This window comes from Kitasatospora sp. NPDC127035 (genome assembly GCF_042726075.1).
GTDB lineage: Bacteria > Actinomycetota > Actinomycetes > Streptomycetales > Streptomycetaceae > Kitasatospora.
In genome coordinates this window covers 1-11,938 of sequence record NZ_JBHXDN010000121.1, presented here as the reverse complement: position 1 = coordinate 11,938, position 11,938 = coordinate 1, and the positions used below count along the sequence as shown (strand labels likewise).

The 11,938-nt window shown below is 70.4% G+C and carries 5 protein-coding genes; 3 read left to right on the top strand and 2 right to left on the bottom strand.

Annotation, left to right across the window (positions count from 1 at the left end; all coding sequences use genetic code 11):
• Positions 1-306: 306 nt before the first annotated feature.
• Positions 307-4,473 carry a beta-galactosidase gene (locus ACFWIC_RS39945; protein WP_380522013.1) on the bottom strand — a complete coding sequence of 1,389 codons (4,167 nt, stop codon included), beginning with the start codon at positions 4,471-4,473 and terminating at the stop codon, positions 307-309.
• Between the two features lie 535 nt (positions 4,474-5,008).
• Here ACFWIC_RS39945 and ACFWIC_RS39940 point away from each other — a divergent pair.
• The 3 genes from ACFWIC_RS39940 to ACFWIC_RS39930 all read left to right on the top strand — a co-directional run bounded on the left by ACFWIC_RS39940 (position 5,009) and on the right by ACFWIC_RS39930 (position 10,193).
• Positions 5,009-5,917, top strand: a complete 909-nt coding sequence (locus tag ACFWIC_RS39940) for a group II intron maturase-specific domain-containing protein (RefSeq protein ID WP_380522012.1) — start codon at positions 5,009-5,011, stop codon at positions 5,915-5,917.
• A 508-nt stretch (positions 5,918-6,425) separates the two neighbouring features.
• Positions 6,426-6,767: a reverse transcriptase domain-containing protein gene (locus ACFWIC_RS39935; protein WP_380522010.1), complete on the top strand. Its 342-nt coding sequence runs from the start codon at positions 6,426-6,428 to the stop codon at positions 6,765-6,767.
• A 2,313-nt stretch (positions 6,768-9,080) separates the two neighbouring features.
• Positions 9,081-10,193, top strand: a complete 1,113-nt coding sequence (locus tag ACFWIC_RS39930; RefSeq protein WP_380522009.1) for a DUF2637 domain-containing protein — start codon at positions 9,081-9,083, stop codon at positions 10,191-10,193.
• A gap of 710 nt (positions 10,194-10,903) precedes the next feature.
• Here ACFWIC_RS39930 and ACFWIC_RS39925 read toward each other — a convergent pair.
• Positions 10,904-11,308 (bottom strand): DUF817 family protein, encoded by a 405-nt coding sequence (locus ACFWIC_RS39925; protein ID WP_380522014.1) that lies wholly within the window; start codon positions 11,306-11,308, stop codon positions 10,904-10,906.
• Positions 11,309-11,938: the final 630 nt, after the last annotated feature.

Sequence of the window (11,938 nt, the reverse complement as noted above, 5' to 3'; positions counted from 1 at the left end):
GCCGGCCGCCGGTCGGGCGACTGTCCGACAGCGGCGGGGCGGAGTCCGGGCTCACGACCGGTTCACCGAGGTCCCGGACGCGGTCCTGGTGGGCGACCGACACGGCACCCGCGTCCGCTCCGGTGCGCCGCCGCGTTCCGCACGGGTGGTCGCGATGTCGGCCCGCACGGCCGCACCGGTGCCCCCACGGGTCAGCGCAGCTCCTGGATGCGGACCAGGCCCGAGATCCACGGGGGCATCGCGCCCGGGCATGCCAGTAGCGCCTGGGCGGGTCGCCTGCCGGGCGCTTCCTCTCCGGGGCTTCGGTCAGCCGCAGCTCAGCTTCGCGTCGGCCCAGTCGGCGTGATCCTTGCCCGTGCCGTCACCGCCGTCGGCGGTCACCAGCTCCAGCACCTCGGTGCCGGTGATGTCGACGTCCAGCGTCACCGGGCCGGTGGCGTGGGTGCGTACAGCGGTGGTCGTGAGGGTGCGGCCGTCGGCACGCACCGAGAAGGCCACCGAGCCCTGGTCGACCTCGTCGTCGACGCCTACCGTGGCGGTCAGCCGGGTGCAGTGGCCGTTCAGCTTCAGCCCCACCACACTCGACGCGTGGGTGCCCAGGCCGGAGGCGTAGGTCGTGCCGCCCAGCGAGAGCGTTCGCCCGTCCCCGGCGCCGGACTCGGCGTTGCTCGCGTTCCGCTCCACCGGACCCCAGCCGTTGGCCGCGTAGTAGAACGGCAGTGCGCTGACGGCGGTGTCTGCGGTCGGGGGCCGCACCGCCGTGGCCGGGAGGACCTGACGGGTGTCCGAGAGGTGCTGCGCGCCGCTCTGCCGGAAGTCCGCCGCCGCGGTCAGGGCGGAGAACCGCGGCAGGGGGCCGGTGGGGGCGGTGACCTGCCAGCGCGCGGTGACCGACGTGCCCGGGGACACCGTGGCACCGGCGACCGCCGTCCCGGGGGTGACGGTCCAGCCGGCCGGTGCCTGCAGGGTGATCGCGGCCGCGGTAGCGGGTGTGGCACCGGCCGGCACGGCGAGCGTGGCGGTGACGGTGGTCGGTTCGGCCGGTGCGAGGTGTTCCGGTGCGGCGAGTGCCAGCGAGGCCTTCGCGGGGGCGGACGGGTAGGTGGCGGCCTGGTACTGGGGGGCGGACACCAGGCCGGTCGTGAGCGGGGAGAGCTGGGTGCCGTAGGACTCCAGGGCAACGGCGCCCAGGCCTCCGGTGGTGCCGTCAGTGTTCGAGACCGCGATGGCGATGGAGTTGCCGCCGTTGGGGTTGAGGATGCCGTTGGGGATCGGGAAGCTGTGCTGCGGGCCGAGGTCATTGATGTACCGGCCGAGCTGCCAGCCGTTCACGAAGATCAACGCCCGGTAGTAGCGTGACGGGTCGTCGGTGATGCGCAGTCCCACCGAGGTGTCCTGGCCAGCGGGCAGGTTGAGGTGCGCGGAGGTGCGGTACCAGGTGACTCCCGGGGCGGTGCCGGTGGTCGGCAGGGTGACGGGCGACCAGGTGGTGTCGGGGAAACCGGGCAGCGACCAGCCGGAGCGCTCGCCGTACAGGCCGCCGGTATTCATCGGGCCGCGGGCCGGGTCGACCGGAGTCTCCGCGCCGAGGCTGCCTTGGATCCGCCAGGTGACCGCGGTGGTCGGTGCGCCGACGAGGGTGGCGCCGGTCAGGCCGCGCGCCTCCTTGTTGGAGTCGTTGCCCCAGTGCTGGCTGTGGCCGGAGTTCTCCAGCAGCACGGACAGCACGTTGTCCGTGCCGTCCTTGAGACTGCCGGTGGGGAAGGTGAACCGGTGGTTGCGGTCGCCGGTGCTGCCCAGGAAGGTGCCGTTCAGCCAGACCGAGTAGAGGCCGGCGTTGCCGGTGATCGCGGAGAGGTCCACCGCGTTGGTGCCGGGCATGCCCGTGAAGTGCGCCCGGTACCAGACGTCGCCGTGGTGGAAGCCGTAGTCGTCGGTGAACAGCACCGGGAGCGTGTCCGGGGTGGTCCGGCTGTTGGAGGTGAGCTTGTCCGCCACCGTCCAGGTGCTGTCGTCGAAGCCCGGATGTGCCTCGGGGTTCTCGGTGGACTTCTTCCAGCCGGTCAGTGCCGGCAGTGAGACTGCGGCCGGGGCTTCGAGCCGGCCCGTCCCGGAGCCGCTCGTCGTGGTCTGCAGGGTGAGGGCGCGGCCGTTCCAGGTGGTCTTCGCGAAGGAGCCTGCGAAGACCTCGACGGCGCCCGCGGAGGAGGAGTCGCCGGTGAGTGCCAGCGCGCCGTCGGCGGTGGTGGCGGCGCCGCGCAGCAGCGAGCTGCCGCGCACCAGCACCGGACCGTCGGCGCTCCGGGTCTGCCAGAACGTCTTGGCGGTGGCGGTGTCCGCGATCAGCAGCAGCAGCGGCTTCGGTCCGCCCGTGACGAGTACCTGGGCCAGGCCGGAGTGCTGGTAGTTCAGCCGCAGGTCGCCGGTGGCCGTGTCCCAGGTGGATTGCACGGTGCCGCTCAGCACCTTCACGGTCGGCTTGGTCCGGTAGTTGAGGACCGTTTCGCCGGACTGTCCCCGGCCGCCGTAGAGCACGGCGAGGTCGCGTCCGCCGATGGTGGTGTTGGTCATCAGCTCCGAGGTGGAGTACTGGAGCCGGCTCGCACCGAGCTGGTAGCCGGCCACCAGGGTCTTGGACTCCCGCCCCGCCAGCGTGATGGCGGTTCCCGCCTGCTGCGGGACGGACGGGTAGCTGCGCGAGGCGGTCGAGGGCTGGTCGATGGCGTCGACAGCGACGTAGGCGCCGTCGGCCGAGGCGTTCTTCTGCCCGGTCGCGACGATCTTCAGGGTGTGTGCGGCGTCGGTCAGCCTGTCCGCCGAGAACTGCACCTGCTGTGGCATGGTCCGGGCGGAGTAGCCGTCCACCGTGGCCACCTTGGCGCCGTCGATGTAGACGTCGGCCAGGCCGTGGTTATTCGAGGTCGAGGAGATCCAGCGGACCGACTTGCCGGTGAACGGCACCGAGACACTCGCACCGGCGGTGTCGGTCCAGGACTCGGTGTGGCGGTACTCGGGTTCGGTGTACCCCGCGTCCTCGCCGACGGCGGTCCAGCCGGCGCTGTAGGCGAGCCGGCTGTCCTGGTCGTCGAAGGTGTAGGCGAACTTGGTCAGGTCGACCGCGACGTGAACGTTGACGGTCGCGGTGGAGCCGACGTTCGACTGCCGGATGAAGTGGAACCGTGTTCCGTCGTCCGGGTTCTGGCGAACGGTCTCCACCACGTCCGGGGTGCTGGGGGCGGCGTTGGCCACCGGGCCGGCCTTGGTGAGGGAGGTCGCGGCCTGGAGGAAGGACCCGATCAGCTTGACCTGCTGGTACTTGTCGGTGAGCTGGCGGGACTCGGTGATCGGCGCACCGTAGTCGTAGGAGGTGTAGACGACGCCCGGGTCGGCCTGCCAGCCCCAGGAGGTACCGCCGTAGGCCATGTAGAGGTTCTGCAGGGTGGCCCCGACGGCGAGGTTGTTCTTGTAGAAGACGTCGGCGAAGTCGGCGCCGGTCAGCTGGCGGCACTTGTCGTAGCCGGGGCCGCCCCACGGGTCGAAGGATCCGCCCTGGAACTCCGCTGCGAAGAGCGGCTTTCCGGGCGCGCGGGGGATGTCGGCGATGTTGGGGACGTTGCTCCACCGGGTGGGGTTGGAGCAGTCGAACCCTTGCGGGTAGGAGTCCACACCGTCGATGTCCACCGCGCCCGTGCCGGTGGTGAAGCCTTGGCTCTGGTTGCCGTTTGGCTGGTTGTGGTTGCCGGTGAGCGGCACGGTGATTCCGTGGGCCCGCGCGGCGCTCTCCAGGTGGGCCATGTAGGCCCTTCTGTCGGAGTCGTTGTTGTAGAGCTCGTTCTCGACCTGGTAGGCGATGACTGATCCGGTGCCGTTGGTGAGCTGGTGGCGGGCGAGGATCGGGTCGATCTGGTTCAGCCACTCGTCGGCCGCCGCGAGATACGCGGGGTTGTCGGTGCGCGCGCTGCCAGGCAGGGTGTTGACCCAGGCAGGGAGGCCGCCGCTATCCAGCTCGGCGTGGATGTATGGGCCGGGCCGGGCGATCACGTAGACGCCCTCCTGCGCGGCCATGTCCAGCAGCTTGTCCACGTCGCGGATGCCGCCGAAGTCGTACACCCCGGGTTTGGGCGAGTGGTAGGCCCAGTCGAAGTAGATCGAGACGGTGTTGAAGCCACCCGCCTTCATCTTCTGCAGCGTGTCGCGCCAGAGGTCCGGGCTGGGCAGCCGGTTGTAGTGGAACTCGCCGCTCCAGACGTAGGTGCGCTTCCCGTCGATCAGCATCGAGTACTTGTCGTAGGTGACCGTGTGGGCGCCGCTGATCGCGTCGGCAGCGGCCGACACGGCGGTCACGGCGGTCACGGTGCCGGCGGGCCGGACGGCGGCGGCCGTACCACCGGCCGCTAGGGCCAGCGTGACGGCGGCGGCCAGCGTGCTGCGAAAGCGGCGGACGGAGGGGTTCGGCGGCGGTTCGCTGCGCATGATTGCGGCTCCTGGTCTGTGTGGTGGCAGGTGCTTGCGGCGGCGGTCGCGGAGTGGGCGCGACGGCGGCGACCGGTGGTGGCGCGGCTGTCCTTCAGCGGCCTTCCGCCGGTCCGCCCCATCGCCGGCCACGGCGGCACCCGCCCGCGGTCGGGCGGCGGGACCTCGCAGGCTCGACGGGGGACGGAAGACCGGAGGCTTCGGGTCGGACGGGGAATCCGATACGGCGTCTGCTCCCGTGGCGTTGCCGGTCGGCGGCGACGGTGACGAGGAACGCGCCGTCAGCGGCGCGGCCGGACCGGGTGACGAGGTGTCGGTGGCCGGAGGACCGGTCGGGCACGGTCATGGCGTTGGCTCCGTTCGCCGGTTTCGGGTAGCAGATCCTGGTGCGCGGCACGTGAACCGGATGGGGGACGGCATCCCGATCAGGATGCATGTTTGCGCAACCATCGCCGCATAGTGCAGCAGCTAGGTAAAGTGATGTCAATATCTGTGGATAAAAGGTCTATCTTGTTCGATCGCCACGGGTGGGCGGGTGGGCCGGCGCAGGGCGATCGCAGCAAGCCCGGTTTCCTGGCATCACCGACACTGGACGCAACGCCAGGCTGGGCCGCCTGATGTCACTTCCCAGGAGGGCCGGCTGTCGGAGTGCATCGCCGGATCGAACTTCCTGGGATTCAACGTCCGCCGATACGACGGAAAGCTACTGATCAAACCGAGTCCGGCGGCCGTGAGACGGATCCGGGAACGGCTACGCGCGGAGATGGCGGCCCTGCGCGGGGCCAACGTCAGTGCGGTGCTGAACAAGATCGACCCGATCGTGCGCGGCTGGTCGGCCTATTACCGGACAGTGGTCTCCAACGACGCGTTCACTGCGCTGGACGACTACATGTGGAAGCTCACCTACAAGTGGGCCAAGCAAGGCCATCAGAACAAGTCGAGGCACTGGATCGTCGATCGGTACTTCGGCCGGTCCAACCCGTCCAGCAAGAACCGTTGGGTGTTTGGTGACCGGGAGACCGGGGCCCACCTGCGGAAGTTCTCCTGGACGAAGATCGTTCGACACCAGATGGTCGCGGGCACCTCGTCTCCGGGCGACCCGGCCCTGACCGAGTACTGGGCCAAGAGGCGGCGCAAGGGGACACCCCCGCCATTGGACGCGTTCGGACTGCGGCAGCTGACGCTGCAGGACGGCCGTTGCCCTTTGTGCCGGGAGTTCCTGCTGGACGCCGACCACCAAGCGCAGAGCCCACCCGAGTGGGAGCAGTGGATGGCGGTCCTCCGGCGGGCGATGACGAAGCAGTACATCGTCATCTCGCCGGAGCAGGGCAAGTCGAACGTGGTCCTCCGTCTCGTGCACACCGCCTGCCATTGTCGACGCTCAGCTGAGATCGCGACAGGCCCAGCACCTCTGCATGCCAGCGATCCTTCAGGGCTTGCTTGAGCCGGATGCGGGGACGGCTCGCACGTCCGGTTCTTAGGGGGCGGGGACGCAGCAATGCGTCCCCGCTACCCGACAGAGCCCGCGCACATGGGGAAGGGCGGCAGCGGTATCGAGAGGGGAAGGAGACTGCAATGCCGAAAGACGCACCGCTGAACAGCGGCGCTCCGTTGGAGGCGGACCAGGTGGGCCCGCGCCAGCGGGTATCGGAAATGCAGGCCAAGCTTCACCGTTGGGCGGCGGCCGATGCCAGCCGCCAGTTCGATGATCTGTTCAACCTCGTGCACGACCCGGCGACACTGATCGCGGCGTTCGACCGGGTTGCCGGCAGTCGGGGAGCCCGCACTGCTGGCGTGGACGGCCTGACGGCCGCCGACGTCGAGGAACGGTTCGGGGTCCCCGGATTCCCTGGACGACCCTACGGGCCCAGCTCAGACAGGGCTCGTTCCGTCCGCTTCCGAGGCGGGAGCGCAAGATTCCCAAGCCGGGCGGGTCGGGGAAGGTTCGGCGGTTGGGGATTCCCACGGTCGCCGACCGGGTCGTGCAGGCCGCGCTGAAGCTGGTACTGGAGCCGATTTTCGAGGCCGACTTCAAGCCGGTCTCCTACGGCTTCCGGCTCAAGCGGCGTGCTCAGGACGCGATTGCCGAGATCCACTTCTATGGCACCTGCGGCTATCGCTGGGTGCTGGACGCGGACATCGCGGCGTGTTTCGACGAGATCGACCACGTCGCGCTGATGGACCGGGTCCGGAAGCGGGTCAAGGAGTATGCTTGTCACTCGCTGAGTCACCGTCAGAGATGCGAAGTGAGACCTACTTCGCCGCTACGCTGCGGCGGGAGTCCGGTGACCTGACAGCCCGTTCTTCACAATAGTAAACGCAAATCAACGGGTATGCACATTGCGTCTGTGTGGCTTGCTCGTGTCGGGTGGAAAATCGTCGGGAATCGGCCACCCGCGTGCCGGGCACGCCCCGGCCGCGACGCCACCGCGAGAGCGCCCTCGACCCGGCCCACCTCCGCCGACGGCCCTCGCCGGAGCCCGGGGCGGGCTGCCGGTGGCACGTCGGTTCCCGTCGACGATCTGACCGGTAGCCGCTGCTGTCCCCGGACGGCTTTCGCGCTGCCGTACCGCCCTCCTCGATCTGGCTACGCGGCGTGCGTGCCCCGCCGCCCGGCTTTGGGTGAGCGTCGCACCGGCCCGCCCGCGATGTCGTCGGGGCCCCGGGACGCCCGCACGCGGGTGCGGGGCCGGTGCGGCGAGACGGCGTTCGCAGAGCGGCCCGATGGTGCGCGTGGCCACGGTCGGGTCCGAGACCCGGCGGCTGTTCATCGACGAGCCGACCGGGAAAGGTAACGGTTCGGCGAATCCGCGGGCCGGGGCTGCGGTGCGGCGCTCTTCCTGCGCAGATGCCGCTGTCCGGTCGGTGCCGGACGCGCACCACTGCACCACGGACACGGACCACCCGCACGCCCAAGGAGAACCGTGGGAGAGCCTGATTTCGCTTCCGCCCCGGCAGGCCCCGGTGACGAGGCCGGTCGGTCTGCTACGGTGGACGCCGCCGACGTCCCGAGCCGGGGCGGTGACTGCCCGGTGCGGTGCCGGGCGACGACATCGCCCTGCGCCGAGCGGCCCGCGCCAGGCCTGAACAGTGCCGAGGAGCCGTCCACAGCGGTGGTCGCCGAGGCCTGGCGGGCCATCGTCGGCGACCGCCGTCACTCCGACGCAGGAGTGTCCTTCCTGGCCGGCATAGAGCTGTGGGCGGCCGTCCGGGAGGCCGCGCGCCCCGCCCCGCCCGTCGTGACCGCGCGGGTTGCGGTCGACTCGGGCCCTCCCGAAGACCGGCAGCCGGTCGAACCGTCGGCCGCGTACACCCACAGGGAGGCCACTGTCCTGCGGGCCGTGCTGGCCGCGCCCAAAGCGTGCCGTCGGGCAGTCCTGCAGGCGGTGCTGGAGTCGGCCGCGAGCGCGGACGCGCCGCCCTGGCCCGGCCCAACCGCCGAGAACGCCGAGCGAGCTGAGGCCGCTGGCCACCGGTTCAACGAGTACCTGTGCGCCCATGTGACGCTGATCGCCGACCGCACCTGTCCCCGCGTCGCGGAACTCCTGGACGCGGACGGCGACCGACCGCCGGGCCCCCGCCCGTCCGCGTTCGCCGCAGAAGGAGACCCGGCCTGCGGCATCTGCGAGGTCGCCCCGTCCGAGCCTGCTCCCTGCGGTGCCGGTGCATCGGACGTCCCCGGACGAGTCGTGCGGGTCACCCCCGAGGAGGGCCCGCACCTGCGAGAGCCCCACGACGGTGCCGGGCCGGTCCCGCCCTCGACCGCACCGGCAGATCCAGGGACGAGGCCGTCGGGCCGCCGCCCGAGCAGCACCGGTACCGTCGGGCGCGGACGGCTGCCCCGCCGGGCGACGCTCTGGGCGGCCGCTACCGCAACCCTGGTCGGCTTGCCCCTCGCCGTCCGGATCATTCCGGCCGGAGTCGCCGGGCCCAGGCCGGACGTGGCTGCCCCGGACCTCCCACCGGCCGACACTCCACCCGCCTCCGAACCCGCTGCCGCCCCGAGCGCACCGGCCGCCCCCTCGCCGTCCGCGACGCCCACCGGCCCAGGGACCTTTGCCGTCCGGCCGGCTCCGGCTAGGCCCACCCCGGCGCGGTCCTCACGCCTCACCCCACCCGCCGCAGGAGCGTCCAGGCCGACCACACAGGCCACGCCCGGCCGAAGGACCTCACCCCCGCACAGCGCCCCGCCCACTTCAGGGAATCCGGTCCGTCCCTCCATCCCATTCTCCGGCACGACCCCGCGCGGCTCCGGGGCCTCCACCTCGCCCACCCCTGCATCCGCCGGCCCGCCCGCCACCTCACCCTCGGCCCCGTTCTCGCCGGGCTCCTGGCCCTCAACCCGGCCCGCAACCTCACCCTCCGTCACGATCCCGCCCACCCCGGTGCCGTCTCCACTGGTGGCGTTCCCGAGCCCTGCTGCGACCGGGTCTCCAGGCCGAACCACCGACCCGACCGGGGTGCCCGGCCGCCCGGCCCCGCGACGACCGACGCGGTGAACTTCTCGACAGTGCAACGGTGTTAGGCCGACCGGTCTCATGCCGGTCCGACCGCCCTCTGGATGATCAGACCTGTTCCTTAACCCCCACAGCGAGGCCCGATCCCTCATGAACCTGACCCCGATACAGCTTTCCTGGACCGCGACCGTCGGCGCGGTCCTGGTCTCCGCGCTCACCCTGGTGATGTTCCTGCGCCTTCGGGGCCGCAAGGCCGACCGGTCCGGTGAGGTCGCCGACTCCTGGGAGCGCGGCGAGGAGCGGCGCCGGCGCCGCGAGATGGTCTACGGAATCTCCTCCTACACGCTGTTGTTCTGCTGCGCGGGCGTGGCGGCCGCACTGTCGTTCCACGGTCTGGTGGGCTTCGGCGTGGAGAACCTCGGCCTGTCGGGCGGCTGGGAGTACCTGGTGCCGTTCGGCCTGGACGGCGCGGCGATGTTCTGCTCGGTCCTCGCGGTGCGTGAGGCCAGCCACGGTGACGCGGCGCTCGGCTCGCGTCTGCTGGTCTGGGTGTTCGCGGTCGCCTCGGCCTGGTTCAACTGGGTGCACGCGCCGCGTGGTCTGGCTCATGACGGCGCTCCGCAGTTCTTCGCGGGGATGTCCGTCTCGGCTGCGATTCTGTTCGACCGGGCGTTGAAGCAGACTCGCCGGGCCGCGCTGCGTGAGCAGGGCCTGGTGCCGCGTCCGCTGCCGCAGATCCGTATCGTGCGCTGGCTGCGTGCGCCCCGTGAGACGTTCGCGGCGTGGTCGCTGATGCTGCTGGAGAACGTCCGCAGCGTGGACGAGGCGGTCGACGAGGTCCGGGAGGAGCGCCAGGCCAAGCAGGAGGCCCGGCTGCGGACCCGCAGCGCCGATCGCCGGGAGCGGGCGGAGCTGAAGGCCATCGCCCGCCGGGGCGGACCGTTCTCCCGGGCCCGTGGCAATCGGGCCCTCGCCGCGGTCACCGTTGCCGCCGCCTCCGAGGAGCAGCTGAGCAGTCCGGACCCACTCCCAACGGCCGAGCCCGACCACCCGAGCAGCCTGCCGCGTACTGCCGCCGCCGACCTCGCCCTGTGGCTGGCCCGGTCGGCGGCGGACCCCGAGGTCCATCGCGACGGTTTTCTCAAGGACGGCCCCGAGAAGTCCGTTACCGTCGACCTGACCGCGGATGACGACACCCTGTCGCTGCCGAAACTGGACGCGTTGGAGCGCAAGCTCCGCGCCATCGAACAGCAGCTCGGCTAAACACACTCGCCGCTTACGAGCGCGACGACCGCCGTCGGGTCTTCCGCCGAATGCAGCCCCGGCGCACGGCGGCGATGACGCAGGTGCCGGTCACGCTGGCCAAGTCCGCTTCGGTATTCGTGGTTCTCGCAGAAGAACGGGCGAAGGCGAGGACGGATCGGCGATGGTGGGCAGGCAGCACTGGGGCTGGGGTTGCCTGGGGTGCGGCGCCGGCTTCAGTCGGCCCACGCTGCGGCGGCGATACCGGACTTTTGCCGGCCGGGCCGATCTTTGCCGAGCCCTTGCGTCGGCGCCCCGGCAGGTTGCAGCGGCTGCCGCGCGCTCTGCGGGGGGTGGGCCGGGAGCTCCGCGCATGGTTCCTTCGGCGGTTGGGCCGGTTCGTGGGCCGAGGTGTCCGTGACGGGACAGCCGCGGCAGTGTCACAGGCCCGTGACAGGGCGGGTCCGGCCGGTGCCCGCGAACTCCTCCCCCACCGGTACATGTCGGCGCACTCCGTTGCCTCTGAGGTCGCTTCGTTCGCACGGCATGCCGGCCAGTAGACACCGCCCGGCCAATCCGATGTCGACCGGTGTGGTGCCGGACGTTGCCCGACTCCCCGGGCCGCCCCGCCACCCGGTCACACTCCCAAGGGGGAAACCATGTCCGACCTGACGCGCAGGACGGCGCCGAGCGCCACCACCGAACTCGCGCTCCTCCAGACCACCGACGCATCACTGAACAACCGCACCGCGTCGTCGCGTGCCGCTGGCCGCCGGGAGGGAGGACCGGCCCGGGTGCGGGGAGCGAGGGGACCACGAGCAGTTGCGCAGCTGCTCGCACTGGGCACCGAGCCGAATCCGGCCAGGGCCAAGGCTCCGTACAGCGGGACAACAACCCGCGAACTTCCGGACCGCCGGCTCGGGGTAGCTCCAAGAGCCGAGGTGGACCTTGACGATTTCGAAGGCCAGGCCCACGCCGTGGCATGCGGTGATGACCACGATGTCGCAGCCGTTCTTCCAGCCGCGTCGCCAGAAGACCAGGGTCAGCAGAACGCCGCAACAGAGCAGCAGGTCATACCGCGCCGCCGCTAGCGTCGATAGGAGCTGTGACGCGGCCGGGCTCCCCGGTGTCGGCAACGGGTGAAACGACAAGACCAGGAAGTTTGTCGGCGGCGGCTCAATCTGGGTTCTGGATCAATTTCCGGGCTCTGTCGCTGATTGAGGGGTCTTGGCTGGCTGATCATGGTGATAGGAGGATGCGGCGGCGTAGGAGGTCGAAGTTGGCCCGCCCGTACATCTGGCGCTTGGTGTGTCCTGAACGTAAAGGGGAGTCGATGTAGGCCGAGTTCTTGATGCGGTGCTGCACGGATGATGAAGGTTTTGGCCCTTCGGAGTCGCCCTGCGGAGGGAGGCTCCAAACCACCTCATGCTGCGTTGGCTGATTGTGTCCTGAACGTGAAGGGGAGCTGGTCGTAGGACGGTTTCTGGAATCGATGCTGTGCGAGAGATGAAGGTATGGCCCTTCGGAGCCGCCCTGCGGAGGGAGGCTTCAAACCGCCTCATGCTGCGCTAGCTAATGACTGCCGTGGTGAGCGATTGAGGAAAAGGCGTCGTAAGAGACGTCAGGTGGGGATCGGGAAGACGAACGCAAGTGAATCGTTGCTGAAGTGTCGTTAAGCAGACAGATGACATCAAAACCGGGGTCTTTGGCTAGCTCCGGGATGAGCCTGGCGGGTGTCCGCTTATTGGCCAGGTGGTGTCCGGCAT